Source organism: Pantoea sp. X85 (assembly GCF_029623675.1).
Classification (GTDB): domain Bacteria; phylum Pseudomonadota; class Gammaproteobacteria; order Enterobacterales; family Enterobacteriaceae; genus Pantoea; species Pantoea leporis.
This window is the reverse complement of the sequence record NZ_CP121108.1, coordinates 2,709,184-2,733,785: the sequence shown is the minus strand read 5'-3', so window position 1 is coordinate 2,733,785 and position 24,602 is coordinate 2,709,184. Positions and strand designations below refer to the sequence as shown.

Annotated in this window: 21 protein-coding genes and 1 riboswitch; of the genes, 7 read left to right on the top strand and 14 right to left on the bottom strand. The window is 55.4% G+C overall.

The features are described from left to right. Positions 1-112: 112 nt before the first annotated feature. From cdd to P6287_RS12640, 3 genes are all read right to left on the bottom strand, one after another. On the bottom strand, positions 113-1,009 hold the full coding sequence (gene cdd / locus P6287_RS12650; protein ID WP_277973812.1) for a cytidine deaminase: 897 nt from the start codon (positions 1,007-1,009) through the stop codon (positions 113-115). Between the two features lie 124 nt (positions 1,010-1,133). Continuing rightward, a complete protein-coding gene (locus P6287_RS12645; protein ID WP_101763323.1) occupies positions 1,134-1,826 on the bottom strand; it encodes a CidB/LrgB family autolysis modulator in 693 nt (230 codons plus the stop codon). Beyond that, entirely contained in the window at positions 1,819-2,202 is a 384-nt protein-coding gene (locus P6287_RS12640) for a CidA/LrgA family protein (RefSeq protein WP_110866616.1), read from the bottom strand. Before P6287_RS12640 ends, P6287_RS12645 begins: the two co-directional genes overlap by 8 nt. Before the next feature lie 152 nt (positions 2,203-2,354). Between P6287_RS12640 and P6287_RS12635 the strand changes: the two genes are divergently transcribed. Next, positions 2,355-2,663: an endonuclease domain-containing protein gene (locus P6287_RS12635; RefSeq protein ID WP_277973811.1), complete on the top strand. Its 309-nt coding sequence runs from the start codon at positions 2,355-2,357 to the stop codon at positions 2,661-2,663. A 206-nt stretch (positions 2,664-2,869) separates the two neighbouring features. On the opposite strand, the gene P6287_RS12630 is transcribed toward P6287_RS12635, so the two are convergent. Both P6287_RS12630 and metG read right to left on the bottom strand, forming a co-directional pair. Then, positions 2,870-4,024, bottom strand: coding sequence for an IS481 family transposase (locus P6287_RS12630; RefSeq protein ID WP_277973810.1), 1,155 nt, complete (start codon positions 4,022-4,024; stop codon positions 2,870-2,872). A 113-nt stretch (positions 4,025-4,137) separates the two neighbouring features. Then, the gene (gene metG / locus P6287_RS12625; protein ID WP_210081971.1) at positions 4,138-6,171 is read right to left on the bottom strand and encodes a methionine--tRNA ligase; all 2,034 of its coding nucleotides are present in this window, start codon (positions 6,169-6,171) and stop codon (positions 4,138-4,140) included. A gap of 161 nt (positions 6,172-6,332) precedes the next feature. On the opposite strand from metG, the gene apbC reads away from it, so the two are divergent. Then, the gene (gene apbC / locus P6287_RS12620; protein WP_110866619.1) at positions 6,333-7,445 is read left to right on the top strand and encodes an iron-sulfur cluster carrier protein ApbC; all 1,113 of its coding nucleotides are present in this window, start codon (positions 6,333-6,335) and stop codon (positions 7,443-7,445) included. Here the strand turns inward: apbC and P6287_RS12615 are convergent. Then, complete coding sequence (locus P6287_RS12615) at positions 7,442-7,894, bottom strand: GNAT family N-acetyltransferase (protein WP_110866620.1); 453 nt, start codon at positions 7,892-7,894, stop codon at positions 7,442-7,444. The genes apbC and P6287_RS12615 overlap by 4 nt on opposite strands. Positions 7,895-8,120: 226 nt before the next feature. Between P6287_RS12615 and ahpC the strand changes: the two genes are divergently transcribed. Beyond that, on the top strand, positions 8,121-8,684 hold the full coding sequence (ahpC, locus tag P6287_RS12610; RefSeq protein ID WP_101763328.1) for an alkyl hydroperoxide reductase subunit C: 564 nt from the start codon (positions 8,121-8,123) through the stop codon (positions 8,682-8,684). Between the two features lie 67 nt (positions 8,685-8,751). Beyond that, entirely contained in the window at positions 8,752-10,320 is a 1,569-nt protein-coding gene (ahpF, locus tag P6287_RS12605) for an alkyl hydroperoxide reductase subunit F (protein ID WP_192233344.1), read from the top strand. Positions 10,321-10,389: 69 nt separating this feature from the next. Here the strand turns inward: ahpF and P6287_RS12600 are convergent, their stop codons facing one another. From P6287_RS12600 to P6287_RS12575, 6 genes are all read right to left on the bottom strand, one after another. Continuing rightward, positions 10,390-10,593, bottom strand: a complete 204-nt coding sequence (locus P6287_RS12600) for a hypothetical protein (protein ID WP_277973809.1) — start codon at positions 10,591-10,593, stop codon at positions 10,390-10,392. A 185-nt stretch (positions 10,594-10,778) separates the two neighbouring features. Beyond that, on the bottom strand, positions 10,779-12,644 hold the full coding sequence (locus P6287_RS12595) for a GNAT family N-acetyltransferase (RefSeq protein ID WP_192411513.1): 1,866 nt from the start codon (positions 12,642-12,644) through the stop codon (positions 10,779-10,781). Beyond that, a complete protein-coding gene (gene galE, locus P6287_RS12590) occupies positions 12,644-13,675 on the bottom strand; it encodes a UDP-glucose 4-epimerase GalE (protein WP_277973808.1) in 1,032 nt (343 codons plus the stop codon). The genes P6287_RS12595 and galE overlap by 1 nt, the downstream gene beginning before the upstream one ends. 56 nt (positions 13,676-13,731) lie before the next feature. Next, on the bottom strand, positions 13,732-14,856 hold the full coding sequence (locus P6287_RS12585) for a sugar efflux transporter (protein ID WP_192411515.1): 1,125 nt from the start codon (positions 14,854-14,856) through the stop codon (positions 13,732-13,734). 53 nt (positions 14,857-14,909) lie between these two features. Continuing rightward, a complete protein-coding gene (locus P6287_RS12580) occupies positions 14,910-17,573 on the bottom strand; it encodes a beta-N-acetylhexosaminidase (protein ID WP_192411516.1) in 2,664 nt (887 codons plus the stop codon). A gap of 51 nt (positions 17,574-17,624) precedes the next feature. Continuing rightward, positions 17,625-19,022, bottom strand: a complete 1,398-nt coding sequence (locus P6287_RS12575; protein WP_192233354.1) for an OprD family outer membrane porin — start codon at positions 19,020-19,022, stop codon at positions 17,625-17,627. A gap of 266 nt (positions 19,023-19,288) precedes the next feature. After that, positions 19,289-19,384, top strand: a riboswitch (TPP riboswitch). A 33-nt stretch (positions 19,385-19,417) separates the two neighbouring features. On the opposite strand from P6287_RS12575, the gene thiM reads away from it, so the two are divergent. The 3 genes from thiM to fbaB all read left to right on the top strand — a co-directional run bounded on the left by thiM (position 19,418) and on the right by fbaB (position 22,200). Then, on the top strand, positions 19,418-20,203 hold the full coding sequence (thiM, locus tag P6287_RS12570; protein ID WP_277973807.1) for a hydroxyethylthiazole kinase: 786 nt from the start codon (positions 19,418-19,420) through the stop codon (positions 20,201-20,203). Then, positions 20,200-21,000 (top strand): bifunctional hydroxymethylpyrimidine kinase/phosphomethylpyrimidine kinase, encoded by an 801-nt coding sequence (gene thiD / locus P6287_RS12565; protein WP_137386135.1) that lies wholly within the window; start codon positions 20,200-20,202, stop codon positions 20,998-21,000. Before thiM ends, thiD begins: the two co-directional genes overlap by 4 nt. A gap of 147 nt (positions 21,001-21,147) precedes the next feature. Then, a complete protein-coding gene (gene fbaB, locus P6287_RS12560; protein WP_176972393.1) occupies positions 21,148-22,200 on the top strand; it encodes a class I fructose-bisphosphate aldolase in 1,053 nt (350 codons plus the stop codon). 156 nt (positions 22,201-22,356) lie between these two features. On the opposite strand, the gene P6287_RS12555 is transcribed toward fbaB, so the two are convergent. Then, positions 22,357-23,043: a GntR family transcriptional regulator gene (locus tag P6287_RS12555; RefSeq protein ID WP_101763339.1), complete on the bottom strand. Its 687-nt coding sequence runs from the start codon at positions 23,041-23,043 to the stop codon at positions 22,357-22,359. A gap of 98 nt (positions 23,044-23,141) precedes the next feature. Further along, entirely contained in the window at positions 23,142-24,602 is a 1,461-nt protein-coding gene (locus P6287_RS12550; protein WP_277973806.1) for a mannitol dehydrogenase family protein, read from the bottom strand.

Genomic DNA, 24,602 nt, shown 5'->3' with positions numbered 1-24,602 from the left:
GGTAACGCCAGTCCATCTTGAAGTGAAGAGGTTCTGGCGCCCGATCCTATGAAAATTCCTGCAGATGTACAGCTTTTGTTAACAGGAGGTCACAAAAGCGGTAAAAGGATCACTAAACTGATGTTTTCGAAACTAAAGTAAGTGAGAAATCCTCACATCCTAACGCCTTAAGCGTCGCGCGGGTCGCGTCAAGCTGACTCAGCGTGCTGTCCTGACATTCCGCCAAAACCGCTTGCTGAATTGTCTCCAGCGCTTCGTTGCTCATGTTCATCAAAATCAGTGCAGCCTGCAGCGGCGGCAAGCTGGGGTTAAAGGCGGCGTTTTCCGCATAGCGACCGGTGAAGACCTTGCCGCTCTGGCTGCGCAGCGCCACGCCGCTGTAACTCTGGCTGTAAGGCGCGTGACTGTGATTGGCGGCGGTAATGGCGGCCTGTTGCAATGCATCGCCCGCAACCGCAAAACCATGATCGACCGGCGTTAGAAGACGTTCGGTGATATTCAGATCGGCAGGGCCAAACGCATCCGGCAGATAGTCGCCCAGCGTGCTAACCGCGCGTCCCGGCAGGCTGATGCGAATCGCCGTGCCGCTGTTCAGCTCGTTCATAAACTGACGGCAATGTCCGCACGGCGTGTAGTTGACGGTAATCGCCGCCAGCTTCTCTTCACCGCGCAGCCAGGCGTGCGTAATGGCGCTCTGCTCGGCATGCACCGTTTGCTGCAGCGGGGTATGCAGGAACTCCATGTTAGCACCAAAGTACCAGTGGCCGCTGACGCCGCGCGAAATCGCGCCGACATTGAAGTGAGACACCGTTGCCACGGCGCAGCTCGCCGCCAGCGGCAGCAGTTCCAGCGCCAGCGCATCTTCATCCAGTCCGGTAAGCTGTTTCAGTTGCGCGACATCCTGCGGACGCAATACGCCATGGAAATCCGGCGCATCCAGCAGCGGCTGAATCGCAGCTTGCAGCGCAGCGGGCAGGGCGGAAAAAGCAGTAAGGAATCGTGAATGCATGATGTGATGGCCTCAGTTACGCGTTAGCGGCGATGCGCCGCCTGACGTTTTATATGTGATCCAAGTCGCTCTGACAATGCAAGCTGATTGGGTTGTTTCAACTTTGCGAGATCTCTCGCAAGTTTTAGCCCCACCAATGCATTAATAGCGGAAAAAGCAGCGGCGCCAGTAACGAGGTGATGATGCCGCAAATCACCAGCGCAAGGGAGCTGAACGCGCCTTCCTGGTAATCGATCTCGGCTGCGCGCGCGGTACCTAACGCGTGCGATGCGTTACCAATTGCTAACCCGCGCGAGGATTTGTTTTTCACCTTAAACAGATTGAGCAGCATATGGCCAAACACCGCACCCAGCACACCGGCGATAAGCACGCAGATGGCGCTGATGGCAGGAATACCGTGCAGCGATGCGGAGACCGCCATCGCAATCGGCGTGGTGACAGATTTCGGCATGATGGTGGCGGCGATTTCCGGCGTTGCGCCCATCCACAGCGCAATCGCGGTGCCCGATACCATTGCCGTGATGCTGCCGATGAAGCAGACGCTGATGATGGTTTTCCAGCGCGCGCGAATCTGATGCATCTGCTCATACAGCGGCAACGCCAGCGCTACGACTGCCGGTTGCAGCAACTGATTGAGCAGGCTGCTGCCGGCAAAATAGCGCGTGTATGGCAGGTGAGTCAGCAGCAGAATCGGAATGACAATCGCCATCGCCACTAACAATGGATTAACGATGGAGATATTGATTTTCGCCGCCAGTTTACGCGCCAGGAAATAGGCGATCACCGTCAGCGGCAGCGACCACCATGCATCACTCATTCGGCTTCTCCTGCGGGCGCTGCAGGCGCTCTGCGCTGAGCCCGACAATCAGCAGCACCATAAAAGTACTGACAATGCATGACACCACAATCGGCCCAAACTGCGCGGTGAGAATATCGGTATAGCCCATTACACCAACGCTAATCGGCACAAACAGCAGTGCCATATAGCGAATCAGTAAATGGCATCCGGGTTTCACCCACTCAACCGGCATGATTTGCAGACCCAGCAGCAGGAATAGCAGCAGCATGCCGATGATACTGCCGGGAATGGTTATTGGGAGCAGGGCAGAAATCCCCATTCCAGCGTAAAGCGCCGCATAGATGATGACGAAGGCGCGCACATAGCGCCAACAAGCAGTGAGAACGGCAGGCATGTCAGGCTCCTGTTTTCGTAGCGCTTTATCATACGCATTAAGCGATTAGCGTGCTAGCGATCACATTGGAATGCAGATTCCAGCTTTTTCATCGCGTTATTTTCCTCCTGCAAACATGGCGTAGGGTAAGCCGATATCGCGAAAGGGAGGCGATGATGAAAGCGATTACGCGGCGGCGACAACAGCGCCAGGCAATGCCTGAAGCGGAGCATCTTTTGTGGCGTTTTTTACGTAATCGGAATTTATGCGGAGTGAGGTTTCGGCGTCAGCATCCGACTGGCGGTTATATCGTGGATTTCGCCTGTATTGAAAGGAGGGTGATAGTTGAGCTAGACGGCGGGCAGCATAACGAAGATGAAGCGAAGATTTATGATCAACAACGAACGGCTTTTTTAGAGCGAGGTGGCTGGAGAGTGATTAGATTCTGGAATCATCAGGTTTTGAAGAGTTTGATGCGGTGATGGAGGAGATATATCGGCAGTTGATGTTGCCTGAGCCCTCACCCTAGCCCTCTCCCGCCAGCGGGCGAGGGAATGGTTAGGTGGAGCAGGCTAACAAAAATGGAGTGAAAAATTAAATGGCTGCTTTGAACGGTTCCCTCTCCCGCGCGCGGGTGTACAGTCCGGGGACATGGTAGACAGGTGTTCGGGGACATGGTGAACACTTTTTAACATCCTTTACCCATGGTGATCGACTTTTTCTTCAGGTCGATCACCCCCACTTTTGTGCTGTACCACCATAACTCGTAGCACCCGTCTTCCTGCATCTCCTTCAGGCCAACGTGCTCTCCCCTGAACGCCTTGCCTGCCTTCAGACTCAGGCCTTTTATACTCAGCTTCCCACTGATATCTACCTTCCTGACCATCACGCCCTCGTCGTATTCCGCTGACGTTACGCTGGCGCTGTACTGCCGAGCCGATGGCTGATAGCGCGACGCCGGCACCGCCATATCCAGCGCCTCATGCGGGCGTTCAAGGTTATAAACCGTCCGCCAGTGATCGAAGGCGCGCTGCAGCTCACCGTCGTCCGCGAACCACTTCCCCTGCAGCACTTCAGCCTTCAGGCTGCGGTGAAAGCGCTCCAGCTTGCCCTGCGTCTGCGGATGATAAGGCCGGGAGTGCCCCACCCGGATACCCTGTCGCATAAGCCACAGCTCGACGGCCGTCCAGGTCCCGGTAGTGTCGCCCCACGGTGAACCGTTATCCATCGTCATCCGGTCCGGCAGGCCGTAACGTTCAAAGACTCTGACCAGCTGCTTCTGCACCGTCTCACGCCGCTCATCAGCGCAGTGTACGAGGCAAAGCGAGAAGCGGGAGTGATCGTCAAGGAGGGTAAGCGGGTGGCAGCGGCCGCCGCCAAAGGGAAAATGCCCCTTGAAATCCATCTGCCAGAGCTGGTTCGGGGCCGCATGTTCAAACCGGCCCGTGGCCGGGACACCCGGAGCTGAGCCCGGCAGCAGGTCGTGGCGGGCCATCAGGCTGTGGACGGTGCTGAAGGCGGGCATGCGGTGTCCGCGGTCTTCGAGCCAGCGCTTTATCTTGCGCGCGCCCCAGTGCTGATGAAGTTCATGCGCCATACGAAGCAGGTCAGTGATGTCGTCAGACGAGCGGTTGGGAGAGTGATGGGGTATGCAGGGGCGGTCCTCAAGACCGGATTCTCCCTCTTCAGCCCAGCGGCGAAGCCACTTGTAGGCAGTGGCGGAAGAAATGCCGTAGTGACGGCAGAGTGCGCGAATGTTCGCCCCGTCTTGCGAGGCGAACAGAACAAACTCTTTACGTAATGACATGGTATCTCTCGCATCCCAGGACATAAGCGACTCCATAAACGGGTTCTTATGCCTTAGTTGTAAGTGTCTACCATGTCCCCGAACAAGTGTTCACAATGTCCCCGGACTGTACACCCGGGAGAGGGTTAGGGTGAGGGCAACGAAATCCGTTACTTAACCGGCATGCCCGGTACTGCGCCGCTATCAACGGACAGCACAAACAGGTCTTTGCCGCCTGGACCCGCTGACAGCACCATACCTTCGGAAATACCGAAGCGCATTTTACGCGGCGCGAGGTTGGCGACGATGATGGTCATCTTGCCAACCAGCACCGACGGATCCGGATACGCAGCGCGAATGCCAGAGAAAATCTGACGCTTCTCGCCACCCAAATCCAGCTCCAGACGCAGCAGCTTGTCAGAACCCTCAACCAGCTCCGCTTTCTCGATCAGCGCCACGCGCATATCGACCTTGGCAAAATCATCAATGGTGATGGTGTCGCCAATTGGCGCATCAGCCAGCGGACCAGTTGCTGCAGGCTTATTCGCCGCCGCCGCATCTTCTTTCGAGGCCTCAATCAGTGCATCAACTTTGGTCATTTCGATACGGCCATACAGCGCTTTGAACGGCGCCACTTCATGATCCAGCAGCGGTTGGGTAATTGCATCCCAGCTCAGCTCGCTCTGCAGGAAGGCTTCGGCACGCTCGCTCAAAGATGGCAGCACTGGCTTCAGCCAGGTCATCAAGACGCGGAACAGGTTAATGCCCATGGAGCAAATCGCCTGCAGGTCGGCATCGCGGCCTTCTTGCTTTGCTACCACCCAAGGTGCCTGCTCATCGACATAGCGGTTGGCCAGATCGGCCAGCGCCATGATTTCACGGATAGCGCGGTTATATTCGCGGCTGGCCCAGGCTTCGCCAATCTTCTCTGAGGCCTCCACAAAGGTTTGATACAGCGCGGGATCGGCCAGTTCACTCGCCAGCTTGCCGCCAAAGCGTTTGGTCAGGAAGCCGGCATTACGTGACGCCAGGTTCACCACTTTGTTCACCACGTCTGCATTCACGCGCTGCACGAAATCTTCCAGATTCAGGTCGATGTCGTCGATGCGTGAAGAGAGCTTGGCTGCGTAGTAATAACGCAGGCTATCGGCATCCAGATGCTGCAACCAGGTGCTGGCTTTAATAAAGGTGCCGCGCGATTTAGACATCTTCGCGCCGTTCACCGTCACATAACCGTGTACGAACAGATTGGTTGGCTTGCGGAAGTTGCTGCCTTCAAGCATCGCTGGCCAGAACAGGCTGTGGAAATAGACGATGTCTTTACCGATGAAGTGATACAGCTCAGTAGTGGAATCTTTCTTCCAGAACTCGTCGAAATCGATATCGCCGCGTTTGTCGCACAGGTTTTTGAATGAACCCATGTAACCGATTGGCGCATCCAGCCAGACGTAGAAGTATTTGCCCGGCGCGCCAGGGATTTCGAAGCCGAAGTAAGGCGCATCGCGGGAGATATCCCACTGCTGCAAGCCAGACTCGAACCACTCTTGCATCTTGTTAGCCACCTGCTCTTGCAGTGCGCCTGAACGCGTCCACGCTTGCAGCATCGCGCTGAAAGAGGGCAGATCAAAGAAGAAGTGCTCGGAATCGCGCAGCACCGGCGTCGCGCCTGAGACCACTGATTTCGGGTCGATCAGCTCGGTTGGGCTGTAGGTCGCGCTGCACACTTCGCAGTTATCGCCATATTGATCCGGTGACTTACATTTCGGGCAGGTGCCTTTGACGAAACGGTCCGGCAGGAACATGCCTTTCTCAGGATCGTACAGCTGCGAAATAGTGCGGTTTTTAATGAAGCCGTTCTCTTTCAGGCGACCATAAATCAGCTCGGACAGCTGACGGTTTTCGTCACCGTGCGTCGAGTGATAGTTGTCGTAGCTGATATTGAAGCCAGCAAAATCCGTTTCGTGCTCCTGCTTCATCTCCGCGATCATCTGCTCCGGCGCGATGCCAAGCTGCTGAGCTTTCAGCATGATAGGCGTGCCGTGAGCGTCGTCTGCACAGATAAAGTGAACCTGGTTGCCACGCATTCGCTGGTAACGGACCCAAATGTCAGCCTGAATGTGTTCAAGCATGTGACCGAGATGGATTGAACCGTTTGCGTACGGCAGTGCGCACGTTACCAGAATTTTTTTAGCGACTTGAGTCATGTTTGCGTAGCGTTCCGTTGAAGAAAAATCGGTGTTAGATGTTAACCGAAGCACCCTCTGGCGTAAACACAGCTGGACATCCACGTCACTTTTAGCGCCTATCTGATATTATTGAACAGACACCGCCGCAATCTGGCGTGATGAATAAACAAGGAGAGGGGATGACTTCACAATCCCAGCAACATCATTCACCTGAGGCGCTGCGAGCATTGGTTATCGGCGTGTTGAGTGACTTTGAACATCCGACGCTGCAACATAACCTGACCACGCTGAAAGCCCTGCGCCATGTCGCGCTGCTGGATGACAAGCTGCATATCGAGCTGGTGATGCCGTTCGCGTGGGCCAGCGCTTTTGAAGAGCTGAAAGCGCAAACCAGCGCCGAACTGTTGCGCCTGACGGATGCCAGCGCCATTGACTGGCGACTGCGCCACGACATCGCCACGCTGAAGCGGGTGAAAAACCATCCGGGCGCGACCGGTGTGAAGAACATCATCGCCGTGAGTTCTGGCAAAGGTGGCGTGGGCAAATCCAGCACCGCTGTGAACATGGCGCTGGCGCTGATCGCTGAAGGCGCGCGCGTGGGGATTCTCGATGCGGATATTTACGGTCCGTCGATCCCTAATATGCTCGGCACCGAAAATCAGCGTCCCACCTCGCCGGATGGCACGCACATGGCACCGATTATGGCGCACGGCCTGGCAACCAATTCGATTGGTTATCTGGTCACCGACGACAACGCCATGGTGTGGCGTGGTCCAATGGCCAGCAAAGCCCTGATGCAGCTGCTCAACGAAACCCTGTGGCCGGATCTCGATTATCTGATCCTCGATATGCCGCCAGGTACCGGCGATATTCAGCTGACGCTGGCGCAAAACGTGCCGGTGACCGGCGCGCTGGTGGTCACCACGCCGCAGGACATCGCCTTGATTGACGCGCGTAAAGGGATGGTGATGTTCGAGAAAGTGAGCGTGCCGGTGCTGGGCGTGATCGAGAATATGAGCATGCACATTTGTAGCCAATGCGGACATCACGAGCCGATTTTCGGCACCGGCGGTGCGCAGAAGCTGGTGGAAGATTACAGTACCCGTTTGCTGGCCCAGTTGCCGCTGCACATTACGCTGCGTGAAGATCTGGATGATGGCGAACCGACCGTGGTGCGCCGTCCGGACAGTGATTTCACCGCGCTCTACCGCCAACTGGCGGGTCGCGTTGCAGCGCAGCTCTATTGGCAGGGAGAGATTATCCCTGGCGATATCGCGTTCCGCGCCGTTTAACGCCTTCCAGTTCCGCTGGTGCGCGTCGCCAGCGGAAAATGCATCAGCACATATTTTCCCTGCTCGCTCTCGCCAACCGCTTCGCGCCGCCAGCCGTGTTTGAGATAAAAATCCATCGCCGCCTGATTCTGTTGCAGGCATTTTAAGGCGCCCGTCGAGCTAAATCGCGATTGCACTTTTTCTAACAGCGCGCTGCCCACGCCTTGTCCCTGCGCATCGGGGTCGACATACAGACTATGCAGGAAGTTGTCATTATCCAGCACCGCCGCAAACCCCACGCGATGCCCATTCAGTTCAGCGACCAGCACGGTTTCGCCCAAAATCACCGCATCGAAATCTTCTAACTGCCAATCATCGCCATCCAGCCACGTCCAGTTATGGCGTCGCGCGGCAAGATACAGTGTGCGCAGAAAAGGTCGATCGGCTTCGTCAAAAAAACGTATGTGCACCTATTTGCTCCGTCAGTTAGGTATTTGAATAAAAGTAGCAGTTTCACCGCAAAAAGATAAAGCCTGACAGAACCGCGCCCTTTTTGTGTAGAATGCCTCCGCGAGCCGCATGAAATCAGGTGTCGGCGCTTTGATAGCTTTTGGTTATCTGATTGATAACGTCTGCATATTAGAAGTTGGCCCGAAAATTCTGTAGCCTGCATCACATCTTTTAACGGAGGTCACCATGTCCATCATTAATACCAAGATCAAACCATTTAAAAACGCAGCGTTCAAAAACGGCGAATTCATCGAAGTCACCGAGAAAGACGTTGAAGGTAAATGGAGTGTTTTCTTCTTCTACCCGGCTGACTTCACCTTCGTATGCCCAACCGAACTGGGTGACGTTGCAGACCATCACGAAGAGTTCCAGAAACTGGGTGTAGATATCTACTCTGTTTCTACTGACACGCACTTTACCCACAAAGCCTGGCACGGTTCTTCTGACACCATCGCGAAAATCAAATACGCAATGATCGGTGACCCAACTGGCGCGCTGACCCGTAACTTCGAAATCATGCGCGAAGACGAAGGTCTGGCAGACCGCGGTACCTTCATCGTTGACCCGCAAGGCATCATCCAGGCGATCGAAATCACTGCAGAAGGCATTGGCCGTGACGCATCTGACCTGATCCGTAAAGTGAAAGCCGCTCAGTACGTTGCTTCTCACCCAGGTGAAGTTTGCCCGGCAAAATGGAAAGAAGGCGAAGCAACTCTGGCTCCATCACTGGACCTGGTTGGCAAAATCTAAGTTAGCTGCCATTCGATCTTTCTCTATCGGGTGCTACGGCACCCGATTTTCATGACAGGAACTCACTATGCTCGACACCAATTTAAAATCCCAACTCAAGGCTTACCTTGAGAAACTAACGAAACCGGTTGAGTTGATTGCCACATTGGATGATGGCGCCAAATCGGCAGAGATTCGCTCTCTGTTGGCCGATATCGCGGGCTTGTCAGACAAAGTCAGCTTCCGCGAAGAGAACGATCGTCCGGTGCGTAAACCCTCTTTCCTGATCACTAACCCAGGCAGCCAGAGCGGTCCGCGCTTTGCCGGTTCGCCAATGGGTCACGAATTTACTTCACTGGTTTTAGCCCTGCTGCAAACCGGTGGACACCCTTCGAAAGAAGCGCAGAGCCTGCTGGATCAGGTTGTGGCTTTGGAAGGCGACTTCCACTTCGAAACTTATTATTCCCTGTCGTGCCACAACTGTCCTGACGTGGTACAGGCGCTGAACCTGATGGCGGTGCTGAACCCGCGTATCAGCCATACCGCGATTGACGGCGGTATGTTCCAGAACGAAATCACCGAGCGCAACGTGATGGGCGTGCCGGCGGTATTCCTCAACGGTAAAGAGTTCGGTCAGGGCCGTCTGAGCCTGGCGGAAATCGTCGGTAAAGTGGACACCAACGCCGACAAGCGCGCGGCGGAAGAGCTGAACAAACGTGAAGCCTACGAAGTGCTGATCGTCGGCAGCGGCCCGGCGGGCGCAGCAGCGGCCATCTACTCGGCACGTAAAGGCATCCGTACTGGCCTGATGGGCGAGCGTTTCGGTGGTCAGGTGCTGGACACCGTAGACATTGAAAACTACATCTCCGTACCAAAAACCGAAGGCGCGAAGCTGGCCGGTTCTCTGCGTGCCCACGTTGATGATTACGATGTTGATGTGATTGATACCCAGAGCGCCATCAAGCTGATTCCGGCGGCGAAAGAGGGCGGTCTGCACGCAATTGAAACCGCATCTGGCGCAGTACTGAAATCCCGCAGCATCATCATTGCTACCGGCGCACGCTGGCGCAACATGGGCGTACCGGGCGAAGAGCAGTATCGCACCAAGGGCGTAACTTATTGCCCGCACTGCGACGGCCCGCTGTTTAAAGGCAAACGCACCGCGGTGATCGGCGGCGGTAACTCAGGCGTGGAAGCGGCAATCGATTTGGCCGGTATTGTTGAGCACGTGACGCTGCTGGAATTTGCCAGCGAAATGCGCGCCGACAAAGTGCTGCAGGACAAACTGCGCAGTCTGAAAAACGTCGATGTAATTCTGAACGCACAGACCACCGAAGTGAAAGGCGACGGCAGCAAAGTTACCAGCCTGACCTACATTGACCGTAACAATCAGAGCAGCCACGAAATCGCGCTGAGCGGCATCTTCGTGCAGATTGGTTTGCTGCCGAACACCACCTTCCTGGAAGGTGCGGTTGAGCGCAACAAGATGGGCGAAATCATCATTGATGCCAAGTGCGAAACCAGCCTGAAAGGCGTGTTTGCCGCAGGCGACTGCACTACGGTGCCGTACAAGCAGATCATCATCGCCAGCGGTGAAGGCGCGAAAGCCTCACTCAGCGCCTTTGATTATCTGATTCGCACCAAACCGGCTGAATAAGTTTTGCGATAGCCACGCAATAGCCCTGCAACGCATGTTGCGGGGCTTTTTTTTATTTAGAAACAATGATTAGCCTAACCAGCGTATGGCTTGCGCATCGCTAATATCGCGGTAATAGATTTTATGCAGCCGTTTGCCACAGCCTTTACATTGTGCTTCAACATGAGTTGAGAAGTAGGCTCGCCCGGTGGGAGAAATAGCGCCTTTGCGGGAAATACGGATGTTATGCCATTTGTGTGCATGCGGAATAAAGCTGAAGAATTTTAATTTCATTATCGCTACCGGAATGGAGTGGGCGGTGTTTATCTTCAAATCCGGAGCGCAATTAGGCCCGTTTTCTGGCCTAATAAATTTGATAAGTATCAAGGTGATTAAAACTTTGCTTATTTCACCGCGCTTCTGTTGCTTCCGGTGCGAATAAAAATAGATTCGCACCGGATTATTTGATCGCGGAAGGATTACAGCATTAGCGCCATAAACACGATTTCATCACTAAACCGTGCAACCTCCTGTTTCATTCTGCTCACCACCTTAAAACCTTTCTTGCGATAGATCATAGCTGCCGGGTTCGATTGCCAGACGCATAAGGTGATGCGGCGCATTTTTTGCTGTTTGGCTTGATCCTTAAGCTTTGACAAAATTTGATTGAAATAGCCTTTTCCCTGTTCCTCGGGCTGCAGCGCCACGCTGCAAATGAAGAAATCGTCCGGCTGGCGATGCTGATTCACGAAACTGTCGTAAGCCACATCCAGTGGAAAAACCTCCTGACGATAGCCATATTGCACCTTGATGTGATCGTAATCCTGAATCGGCGCAGCGTTAACGAAACCCACCATTTTTCCCTGCGGATTATAAATCACGGCAATCTGTTGCAGGAAAGGCTGGATATTTTGCCGCTGCTGTAGGGTGGTTATATCAGTGGCATAAATATTATCGACCGAGCAGTATTCCAGATAGCTGGTGGTGAAAATTAATTTCGCCATCGCGAGCTGTTCTTGCTTGTCTGTAATACTTCCCGGTTTGAAGATCAGTGGCGACACTTTCTGACCATCAATCGGCTGCCAGAAATCACCTGCTTTAATATTCTTTGCGGTAAGCGCAATTAAAAAATCGCTGAATAATGCATTCACTTTATCCAGTTGCGGATCCTGAGAGAGCACGCCGTAATAGTGATAATAGGGAATTTCAGCACGCAGCTGCGGCGCATAAGCAATTTGCAGGATATCGCATTCAGAAAGCAAAGGTACCAGTTCACCTAACTGCAGAGGATCGCTTAATTGCCAGTCGCGTTGTGCTAGCTGAGTAATCGTATGCTGATAATGCTGCTGCTCTTCACCACTCAGCGGGCGACGTTCACCGCTGAGAATATCCTCAGTCAGGCGCATGCCTTTAATCCCGCTCACGCGATGCTGCTGAACATCAAAACCCCATACGGCAAACCGGCTGAAATCCTGATGGCTGAGCTGCGTGACCTGCAATTGCTCGCACCATAACTGGTAAAAAGGTTCGAAGATGGCGCGTTCGCTTTCCGGCGTTTTTGCTGGAATTGGCTGAGGCCAGCCGCGATACACCGCACTGAGCTGCCGTTGTAAATTCTGCAACACCGGATTGTTTTGATGACTGATGATCATGCCGGTTTCATCGGTGAAGAGATTCAGCCAATTTATTTGCTGCTGTTCTGCCGTAAAATCAGGCAGTTCAGGATGACAGAGAAACAGCGTCGCAGGCTGAGCGGGAAGTGTATCGGCATCCATATAAACGCCGCCGCACCGATTGAGAATCGCCAGGCGGAAGAAGTCAGAGAGCGTAGCGTAATAGCGCTTATCATGCAGTTGCTGCAGCACATCGATCAGGGCGCCATCAAATGACTGCATCAGTGCGCTCAGGCTGTTGACCTGCACCAGCGCATCAGGCAGAAACAGCGTGCCAGCATGAAAGGGGCTATTTCCCTGCTGAGCGACGAAGCGATCCTCTGCCGCCAGATGCTGTGCATTCCACACCCATAGCGTTTGCCGGAAATCACTGCGACTGGCTTCTATCGCGCGTTGCCATTGGGCAATGGTGCGGTTGACGTTGAGTGGTGATGGTCCGCCGAGCCAGACGCGATGGAGCGTGCATTCATTACCTGTCAGTCGGCTGGTGGGCACCGCGAACATCGAAGAGAGTTCCGCAACGCACACCTCGTGCGGCTGATGTTCCACTTGCCACTGTTTAAACTGCCGTAACGCTTGTTGCCAGTCTGCTGTCGCGGGATAGGTAAAGCGCTTTTTAAGCGCGGCGAGTTGGCGTTCGTAATGAGGTAAAAACGTTTCGCGCGTCATCATCAGATTTCGCTCCCGGCTGGTTGAGCAACATAGCCTTGCGGATTCTGCGTATGCCAGCGCCATGCGTCGCGCAGCATGTCTTCGAGGCCGCGAGTTGCTTGCCAGCCCAGTTCTTTTTTCGCCTGACCGGGATCGGATAAGCAGATGGCGACATCGCCGGGACGACGCGGGCGCATATCGAGCGGCACGCTTCGGCCGCTCACCTGTTCAAACATCTGCACGATTTCCAGCACCGAGTAGCCTTGTCCGGTACCCAGGTTGTAATGGCGATAGCCCGGTTTGAGATGATTTAGCGCCTGAATATGACCTTCGGCTAAATCCATCACGTGGATGTAGTCGCGCACGCCGGTGCCGTCGGGCGTTGCATAGTCATCACCAAATACCGGCAGATGGCTTCTTAGTCCATTGGCAACCTGAAACAGATAGGGCAGCAAATTGTTGGGAATCCCTTCAGGATGCTCACCAAGCTGGCCGGAGGGATGTGCGCCGGCAGGATTGAAATAGCGCAGTGCGGTAATGGCTAACTCAGGTTGTGCATCAACCACTTCACCCATGATCTTCTCCACCATATATTTGGAGGCGCCATAAGGGTTGGTGGTATTGCCGGTATCACAGTTCTCACACAGCGGAATCTTTACCGGAATGCCATAAACCGTGGCGGATGAGCTGAAAATAAGTTTTTTCACCTGATGCTGCTTCATGGTTTCCAGCAGCATTAGCGTTCCGGCAATATTGTTTTGATAATACTTCACCGGTTTCTGCAGCGATTCATTTACCGATTTCAGCCCAGCCATATGAATAACCGCATCAATCGGCTGATGGCTAAATACCAGATTTAGATCGGCGCGGCGGCGAATATCGCCCTGATGAAACGTCATTTTCTTTCCGCTTAACGCTTCGACACGCGTTAAGGCCAGCGGTGAGCTATTACACAAATTATCCAGCACGATCACACGATGGTTTTTCTGCAGCAGGCTAAGGGCAATGTGTGAGCCAATATAGCCCGCACCGCCAGTAATTAAGACATTCATTTACGTACACTCCATGTGTTTTGTTGCGCGCAGCGGTGCGCGACGAATGAGGGTGTTTAAACATTGTCGACCTTTGTTATCAGTAGTAATGACATCACCAACAGCACACAGGCTGCCGGCCAGATGGCCAGCGGTGAGACGGTGGTGATAATTCCCTGTAAAACGCCAGCCAGCAGCACGCCGATGGACATCGAATTGGTATACAGCGTGGCCGCCATTCCCTGACGATGTTGCAGTAAATCCTGAAACCAGAACATGCCAACGGTAGCGATGATAGCGATGAAAATGGCATTGAAAATTTGCAGTAACATCAGTGGGATAAAACTTTGACTGAAGTAAATTCCCACATAAAACATCATGCCGCACAGCATGGCTGCCTGCATTTGCGTTTTCTTACCCCAGCGTTTGAGCATGCTGGCGCTGAGCAGCATGATCGGTATTTCCAGCGCCGCGGCGAGGCCAAAAAGCACGCCACTCCAGTCGGCAGACAAGGTTGGCTGTTCTGCCAGATGCAAAGGAAACGCAATCAGATAGAGTGCGCTGCAGCTCCATACCAGCAAGGTGGCAAACATCAGGAAGCAAAGGTTTTGCCCCAGCGGCTGCCGGTCCGGTTGCTTTGCAGGAGTAGCGCTTGCCAGCCGCTCGCCAGGCGGCAAGGTGACAGCCAGCAGCGTCACGCTCAGTAACAGCACGAACATGACGGCATAAAGCCAGGTGAAGCCGGCCAACTGAACAATCCAGAATGCCAGCGGTGGGCCGAATACCCACGCCAGCGAAAATTGCGCGCGTAAAATGGCGCTGAAAGCATTGTCACTGCGGGTTTGCCGTGCCAGCGCGAACAGTTGCGGTATCGCCGCACTGCCGCAAGCATTGAGCAGCGAACCGAGCGAAATTAACAGCAGATAATCGCGGCAGAAGATAAACAGCAGCGCATTGAGCGCCTGTGCGAATAAGCACAAGAGCAGTAGCGGGCGACGCTGCGTGACACGATCTGAATAACGGGCAATCAGTAAGCTCATCGCAATACTGCTGAGCGCATTAACGCTGAAGAAGGCGCCGATTTTCCAGGCTGCCACGTTAAGTTCACTGGCTAGAAATAAGCTGAGCGTCGGAATGAACAGGGCGCCGCTTAAACCGGCACCCAGCGCAACAACATAAAAAGAGAAGGTTGAGTGTTTCATCGACATCCTTGTCAGTGTTCGCCCCAGGCACTCCAGCGAGGGGCAGAAAGTTTTTAAAGTGCTTCAGCGCGGCTGAAGCGTTTGCCATCCGGACTCACGCTACGCACCCAGACTTTATCGCTAGCAGTAATTGCCGGTTTAGCATGTGGTTGATAACGCTGCCAGCGCTTACCCTTATCCAGGCTGTACTCCAGCGGCAGACCCGGCAGCGCAATGTTCATGGTCAGTATGCCATTCTCGACGCGCGCCCCCGGCACCGGTAAACGGTAGTGAATACCGGCTTTATCCATCTTGCCCAACTCACGCTGGCCTAACAGATTGGCGAAACGCTGCCAGTCCTGATTGCGCTGCTGCTGGTTAACGAAGTGGGTTTCACCGCCTTTAAAGGTGCGGCCTTGCTGATAATTCAGCTCCCACTCCGCGCGATGCCAACCGCGTTCGGCCACCGACAGCAGGCGCGGGAATACCATGTAATCCATCTGCTGATCGGTACGCGTGGTTTCACTCCACAGCTGTACTGAAATGCCGTATGCGCCTGACCACGGCTTATTCGAGGTGGCATCAAAGGTCTTCCCGTCGCGATCCACCGAGGTTTCAGCGTTCTGCGGCAGGTTGTCCGGCGCGAAGCCAAACATCTTGCGCTCATCGCTGAAGCGTGTGCCCCAGTAATAGCCGCGCTCGTTAGGATTCACCTCATACGGGAAGTCCATGTAGACGTAATCCGGATTGGATATCACCACTTCATAATCTTTCAGCGTCCAGTCGTTGGCGGTGTCAAAGCCGCCCCAATAGAGCGTGTCCCAGAAGTTAACGCGTACGCGCGAAGTGGCGAAGGCGTGCGCGTCAGTGGCATCTTTCAATCCATCCTGCCAGGCCTGCATCACCGGAATGCCGTGCGCTTTCACCATCTTGCTCACTTCCAGCGCGAAGTGACTTGGCAAGTGCTCCAGATCTTCCACCTTGCCGGATTTCACCACCGCCTGGCAGACCTGAGATTTTGCCCAGGGTTTGTCCTCTTTGCTTTGGTCTAAAATGCCCGTTCCCGCTTTCGGGTTCTTAACATCGCTGTAGCCGCTACCGAGGCGAATGTTTTTCGCTTCATCACCGCCAAAGTGCCAGGTGGTCAACGGTTGGCCGGCTTCGCGGTGCATCGCCTGCACTTCACCCATCACTTTATCGACAAATCGCTTCGAGGAGTCGAGGCAAGGATTGAGATAGCTGGTGCGGTCGTACAGCTGCACGGAACGGGTATTCGAGGTATCCGTAGGATCCACCAATCGATATTCACTGGCCTGCTGCGGTTTACCCGCTTTCATCAGTTGCTGATATCGCGCCTCCATAGAGATCACCGCCGCGCGTGCATGCGCGGGCATATCGATTTCCGGGATCACTTCGATGTTGCGCGCCTGCGCATATTTGACGATCTCGATATAATCGGCGCGGCTGAAATGTCCGGTTCCGTTGTTATCCGTGAACGGACCGGAGCCCAATTGCGGCAGAAGACATTGCTGCTCAGTCAGATCGTGACAACGCTTACTGCCTACGTCGGTCAACTCTGGCAGACCGGGGATTTCGATACGCCAGGCTTCGTCATCGGTCAGGTGGAAGTGGAATTTATTCATCTTCCATGCCGCCATTTGATCGAGCATGCGCAGCACCGCTTGCTTGCTGTGGAAATTACGCGCCACATCGAGGAAGGCACCGCGATAGGCAAAGCGCGGTGCGTCTTTCGCTTCAAGCGTGGCGATAATCGGTTTACCTTCAGCCGGCACCAGCGACAGTAACGACATTAAGCCGTAGTAAACGCCAGCTTGATCGTAACCAATGATATCGGTGCCGCGCGGTGTGATGCGCAGTTGATAAGCACCGGAAACCGCCTCTGCGCCGTGGAAATGATTGACGGCGATACGGGTATGAATGTCATAACCCGCTGACTGCGGTTTGAGCCCCATCAAATCGAAACGCTGTTTAACCGCATCGGCCTGGTTGTCCGCCAATACCTCAAGATGCAAGGCAACGCCACGGCTCAGATCGACATCCGCCGCATGAACTTTTACCGAACGCGGCGTTGGGGTGATTTGTCCGCGCAGCGCGCTGGCAGGCAGTTGCACCACATCGGCATTCTTTGTGAAACGACTTTGCGGCAGCATTAGCACGTTTTTATCGTCGGCAATGCGCTTCCATTGGCCGCCAAACGGCTTAACAAAGTCGCTGAGGTTTTCGGTATCGGTGCTGGTGATAATTTTTGGCGTGGCATTGGCGGCGGTGACATACCAGCGCGGCATCACGTCGGTGATAAACAGCTGCCAGTATTCATTGACGATAGGGATCTCAATCGACTCACCCGCCGCGATACCTTTGAATTTCTCCGTCGGTTCCAGACGGGTTAAATCGCCGACGATATGGGTCATTTTGAACTGATCGTTATCCACCCGCAGCGTTTCGTGCACGTTGCTCATGTAGATTGCCCAGTTTTTACTGGTGAGCGCCGGACCGTTGTTGGTCAGCGTGATGGTAGCGGTGTTGCAGGATGCCCAATCGGCACCGAGTTTCGCGCAGTTCACGCCGTGATCGGCCGCCTGGTTGTCAGTGACCTGATACTGCACGCCGAAATGACTGATTTGATCGACGACCTGCTGATTACTGCGCGGGGATGAACTGCAGGCGGCAAGGCTCATCACGCTCAGCGCCAGTAAACTGATTTTTAACTTTTTCATGTTGTTATCCTTCTCCACGGAGGTAAGTCTCTGGCTCCTGCCAGATCGGGGTCAAAACAGGGTGAATGGCGCGACGACCATAAATTTGATGTCTTTCTCGTCCTGGAAGATGTTGCCGTAGCCGCCGCTATAGCTGGGAAGATCGCTGTGATTGTCGTAGCGGGTGTAGTGCAGTTTGAATTGGGTGTCTTTGGCGCGGCCTTGCTGGATGGTGTAAACCAGGTCGAGGCTCCACGCTGATTCTTTCAGGCGCTGATTTTGGTCGTAGAGGGGATTGGTGGAAGGCTTCGCGTCCCAACCGTAGGCGTACGATGTACCGACTTGCCAGCCAGGTAATTGCCAGTGTCCCAGATCCACCATCACACCGGCGAAGAGCGCTTTCTCACCGTTGGCGTTCCAGTCTGAGCGAGAATCCCACCACACGTCCATGCGGCCATTCGAGCTGGCGTAAGACGGCGTCATACGTTGCAGGAAGAAGCCCTGATTACCCTCGGCTTTTACCCATGTGCCTTCGAGGCGGAAATCGAACGCGCCGAGCGTGTAGCCGAACGTCAGCGCCTGCAGCCACGCGAGGCCATCGTAAACATCGTTCACCTGGCCAACGCCGCTGTTGTCACGATCCTTCGCGCCATAAAATTGATAACTGGTGCGCAGCGGTGCATCGGCCAGCGGCAGCTGATAAGAGGCTTTGGCAAAATACTGATCCATGTAATTTGCCGCCTGGCCGTAGGCGCCTTCCAGCACCAGCGCGTTTTTAAAATCGTATTTGGCACCAAAGGATTGCAGCCACGGAATCTCCGTCACGCCATCGGCTTTACGGAAGTTGTACATGTCGCGATACCACGGCGCTTTGTATTCGTCAGTCCACATCCAGGAGACGGAAAGGGCGCCGGCGTCGCTAAAATCAAAGGTGGTGCCGGCCTCAACGCCGCGATAGGTGCCGGGCAGGAAGCTCCAGTGCGGTGCCAGCAGCGTCTGCCCGGTGGGCTGCAGATAGCCTGCGCGCAGCCAGTTATCCTGCCATTTTGCCTTGATGGCGGCTTTATAGAGACTTAAGCCGCTCTTATCTCCGCTCCAGTCCTCATCCCAGCGCGTACGGGCATTGCTGAAACCAATTTCATTCGGTGCCGCCGGGCCGCCGTTGCTTAACTCCAGCGCGCCAAACGCTGCCAGATCGAGGCCGATCACCTCACCGGCGTAACCGGATGAGAAGTCGAGATTGGCATTCGCAGAGGCGTGATGCAGATTGGCATCATACTGACCGTACGAGCCTTTTTGCGGATCCATCTCTTTGCGATCGCGCTGGCGTTGCCAGTAAAACAGATTGCCAGAGAGAGTGGCGTCTTCGACAAAACCCACGGCGTGGGCGGAGGGAACCGGCACAAAAGTGCCGGCAAACAGGGCAGAGACAATGGCCGCAGAGAGCGGCGCGCGTGGAATCCGACGCATAGCAAATCCTCCGTGATGCTTCCATAAACAATTAACAAATCCGTATTGTTTCGTCATAAAACAAGTTGCCGGGGATGCTATTTTTCGCGACGCGAATTATCAATGGGATTTATTACAAAGTATGACGCAGCACGCAAAAAAGCGTCGTTTTAAGGCGTTTTATCAATAAGTTACATGAATGTGTAATTTGTTGCTTTGTGAGCCAGATTCCAGGAAAGCGGCGTTTACTTGCTTTACCCCAACTTGTTCCCTATGCTCGCCAACGTAGTTTTGACTCGGGGTGCCCCTTTAATACAGGGCTGAGATACACCCGCCGACCTGATCTGGATAATGCCAGCGTAGGGAAGTCAGATGCCTGACCGCATTCGCCTTCTTGATCGCCGGTTGGGAGCCTTATGAAACAGCCTGACCTTCTTTCCCCCGCGCAACTCGCGCACTCTCTGCAACTGCTGCGTCAGCAAGCGCCGCTGGTGCACTGCATGACCAATGACGTGGTGCAAACCTTTACTGCCAACGTGCTGCTGGCACTGCAAGCTTCGCCCGCGATGGTGATCGATCCTGAAGAAGCGGCGCAGTTTGCCGGTTTTGCCGATGCGTTGTTGATAAACGTAGGTACGCTGACGCGCGAACGTCGTGATGCGATGTGGGCGGCGGTGCAAGCGGCGCAAACCGCAGGCACGCCGTGGACGCTGGATCCGGTGGCGGTCGGCGCACTAACGCTGCGCACCACATTCTGTCAACAGTTACTGAGCCTGCAACCGGCGGCGATTCGCGGTAACGCTTCAGAAATTCTCGCACTGGCGCAACAGGCTAGCGGCGGACGCGGTGTCGACAGTCTGCATCAGGCCGATATCGCGTTAAGCGCTGCCCAGCAGCTGGCGCGTGATTACCACACCGTTGTGGCGGTGACCGGTGAAGTGGATTATGTCACTGACGGCGTGCAGACATTCGCCATCCCCGGCGGCAGCCCGCTGATGACGCGCGTGGTTGGCACCGGCTGCGCGTTGACGGCGGTGGTTGCCGCCTGCACCAGCTTGCCGGGCGATCGCCTGCAGCATGTCGCTGCGGCCTGCCGCGTGATGTCGCTGACGGGTGAGCAGACAGCGCGCCAGGTCGCCGGGCCAGGCAGCTTTGCCGCTGCTTTCCTCGATACGCTGTGGACGCTGGAGGTCGAGGCATGAAACGCATCAATGCATTGACCATTGCTGGCACCGATCCGAGCGGCGGCGCAGGTATTCAGGCCGACCTCAAAGCTTTCTCCGCGCTGGGCGCGTATGGCACCAGCGTCATCACCGCGCTGGTGGCGCAGAACACCTGCGGCGTGCAGTCGGTGTATCGCATCGAACCTGATTTTGTTGGCGCACAGCTCGATTCGGTGCTGAATGATGTGCGCATTGATGCTGCGAAGATAGGCATGCTGTCCGAAACCGCGATTGTCGAGGTGGTCGCCGAGCGGCTGAAACGGGCCAGCCTGCCGTTTGTGGTGCTGGATACGGTGATGATTGCCAAAAGCGGCGATGCGCTGCTGTCGCCGGATGCGGTGGCGAGCGTGCGCGAATTGCTGCTGCCGCAGGTATCGCTGATCACACCAAACCTGCCGGAAGCCGCCGCGCTGCTGGGACGCGCGATGGCGCAGGATGAGAAAACCATGTTGCAGCAGGGCGATGCGCTGCTCGATCTTGGCTGCGAAGCGGTGCTGATGAAGGGCGGACATCTTAGCGATGCCGAAAGCCCGGACTGGCTGATTACCCGCGACGGACGTCAGCGCTTTACCGCGCCGCGCGTCAATACGCGCCACACGCACGGCACCGGATGCTCGCTTTCAGCCGCGCTGGCGGCGTTGCGTCCGCGCCATGATAGCTGGGCAGCGACGGTCGCTGAAGCCAAGGCGTGGCTGCAACAGGCGCTGCTGCACGCCGATTCGCTGGAGGTCGGTAAAGGCATTGGGCCGGTGCACCATTTCCATCAATGGTGGTAGGGCGTAACGCCAGATTGCCGCTTTTTCACTGCGCATCCGTCTGAAAAATGGAGTCAGCAATTTGCCAGCCTGGCGCTTTCCGGTCCAGGCTGTTGGGGGCGAATCGGCAACGGCCGGTTCCAATCCAGCCATTTATCAGGAGCGAACATGACGGACATCGTACAGTTATTGGGCAAAGAGGCGGATAGCCTTCTTCAACATCGCTGCATGACCATTCCAGCGGATAGCCTCTATTTACCCGGCGCGGATTATGTTGATCGCGTGATGATCGACAACAATCGTTCTCCTACCGTACTGCGCAACATGCAAACGCTGTACAACACCGGACGTTTAGCCGGCACCGGCTATTTGTCGATTTTGCCGGTCGATCAGGGCGTTGAGCACTCGGCGGGCGCATCCTTTGCGGCCAATCCAGCTTATTTCGATCCAAAAAACATTGTTGAGCTGGCGATTGAAGCTGGCTGTAACTGCGTCGCCTCTACCTACGGCGTGCTGGCTTCGGTTTCTCGTCGCTACGCGCACCGCATTCCGTTTATGGTGAAGCTGAACCACAACGAAACGCTGAGCTATCCGACGCAATACGATCAGACGTTGTACGCCAGCGTGGAACAGGCCTTTAATCTGGGCGCGGTGGCGGTTGGCGCCACCATCTACTTCGGTTCCGAACAATCACGTCGCCAGATTGAAGAGATCTCGGCGGCCTTTGAACGTGCGCACGAGCTGGGCATGGTGACGGTGCTCTGGGCCTATCTGCGTAATGATGCGTTCAAGAAAGAGGGCGTCGATTACCACGCCAGCGCCGATTTAACCGGCCAGGCCAATCATCTGGCGGCGACCATCGGTGCGGATATCGTCAAGCAGAAGATGGCGGAGAATAACGGCGGCTATAACGCGGTGAAGTTTGGTCACACCGATGAGCGCGTCTACAGCAAGCTGACTACGGAAAACCCGATAGATTTGGTGCGTTACCAGCTGGCGAACTGCTATATGGGACGCGCAGGTTTGATCAATTCCGGCGGCGCTTCTGCGGGTGAAACGGATATCGCGGAGTCGGTGCGTACGGCGGTAATCAATAAGCGTGCCGGCGGCATGGGGCTGATTCTGGGGCGCAAGGCGTTTAAGAAGACGTTGAAAGAGGGCGTGCAGCTGATTAATGCGGTGCAGGATGTGTATTTGTCGAAGGATGTGACGATTGCTTGATTGAGTGGGGTCTGTGCTCGCTGTCCCCCATCCCGGCCTTCCCCCGCGAGCGGGGGAAGGAGATGCTGCCATATGCGGCTTCAACACTTACATTTTGCAGCATCTTCCTCCCCCATTAATGGGGGAGGACCCAGGAGGGGGACAGCGAGCACTAAATCAAGGCGCCTCAAACCACTCACTATTACGCTCGGCAATCGGCGTAATGGTCAAAATCATCTCCTGCAGATGACGGCGCATTGCGCTTTCAGCTGCGTCAACATCATGCGCTTTCAAGGCGTTATAGATATCTTCATGCTGCTGAATCAAACGCTCCGGCGGTGACACTTCGCTCAGGGTCAGAAAGCGCACGCGGTCCATGGTAGCTTTGATGTTCTCCACCGTTTCCCACGCCAGCAGGCAATTAATCCCTTCAGCAATTAAGCGGTGAAACTCATCGTCCAGCCCCAGGAAAGCCTGGCTGTCATGACGTTCAGCGGCGAGACGCTGCAGCTGCAGGTTATGCTCCAGCGCCATCAATCCGGTCGCACCCATCTCCTGCGCGGCGCGGCGAACCACGGCGATCTCTACCGCTTCCCGGATAAAGCGACCGTCGGCCACGCGCTGAGCGGAGATTTTGCGCACGAAGGTGCCGCGCTGCGGTAGCACCTGCACCAGTCCGGCTTCCGCCAGCTTGATAAAGGCTTCACGTACCGGCTGACGTGACACGTTGAAACGCGCCGACACTTCCTTCTCCGACAGCAGCGAGCCCGGATGAATAACGCAGGTCACAATATCTTTGCGCAGATAACGATAGATCTGCTGATTTACCGGTTCGCTGGTGGTTATGGTATAGGCAGTCGACATGCAGCAATATCCGTATTACGGCTGGCATCTGCCAGCCCGTTAAGAAAGGTTCAGTCTAATCAGCACGCTGCGTCTGCGCTACACATTTGTGCAGGCGCTTAGCCTTGTGTGACGAGGCTTTGAACGGTGGCGCGCGCGCCCTGTTTAACCAGTTGCTGATAGAGTTCAGTCACGCGTGAGACAAAGGCGGGCTGCTGCTGCAGATCGTCACCGAACACGGCGTTGAGGCTGAGCAACGCCTTAACACGTGGCGCACCGTCCTCACTGTGGGCCACAATGTCCGCCAGCTGATCTTTCAGCGGATCGCGAATCTCAATGGCCTGACCTTGCTCATCCACGCCGCTGACGTAGCGCATCCAGCCCGCCACGCCCAGCAACACGAAATCGCACGAGGTGCCATTGCGCAGATGCCAGCGCGCGCTATCCAGCAGGCGCTGCGGCAGTTTTTGCGTGCCATCGGTGGCGATTTGATAGGTACGATGTTTGATGGCGCGATTCTCGTAACGCGCAATCAGGGAATCAGCGTAGGCTTCGAGATCGACGCTTTGCGTGCGCAGCGTCGGCGCCTGATCCTGCAACATCAACGCGCGCGCCGCCGCACAATAGCTGGCATCGGCCATGCAATCGCTGATGTGTTCATAACCGGCGAGAAAACCGAGATACGCGAGGAACGAGTGGCTGCCGTTGAGCATCCGCAGCTTCATCTCTTCGAACGGCAGCACATCGCTGACCAGCTCCGCCCCCGCGTTTTCCCACGCCGGACGTCCGTTAACGAAGTTGTCTTCGATAACCCACTGGAAAAACGGTTCGGCTTCAACCGCCACCGGATCGCGGCTGCCCAAACGTTCCGCCAGCGTGTCGAACGCCGCATCGGTCATGGCCGGGACGATGCGATCAACCATGGTCGAAGGGAAGGTGATGTGCGCCTGGATGTACTCCGCCAAAGCGGGGTTGTGGCGCTCGGCCAACTGGGTGATCACGTTGCGCGTGACATGGCCGTTTTCCGGCATATTGTCGCAGGACATCACGCTAAACGGCGGAAAATTGCGTTCGCGGCGGCGGATAATGGCCGCCAGAATCAAGCCGGGCAGCGAACGTGGCTCACCAGGATGAGCGAGGTCGTGCACAATATCGGGATGATCGGGATTGAGCTTGCCGCTCGACGGCATGTAGCAATAACCTTTCTCGGTTACGGTCATCGAGACAATCGCCACGTCCGGCTGGCTCATCGCCTCGATCACCGCCTCAATGCCGTCGCCTTTGCCATGCAGCGCTTGCGTCACCACGCCAATCACCCGCGTGTGTAAACTCTCATCCGCCATTTCGGTTAGCGTGTAGAGCAGATCCTGCTGACGCAGCGCCTGAATCAGCGTGCCGCTGTTGAGATTCACTTCGCAATAACCCCAGTCGCTGCCCTGAGCGGCCAGCTTATCGGTCGCCAGTGCCTGATGCGCACGGTGGAAGGCACCAAAGCCGATGTGCACCATGCGGGTTTTGAGTTGGCTGCGATCGTAAGCGGGGCGTTGGACATCAGCGGGGAGGCGTTCAAGCTCTAACAT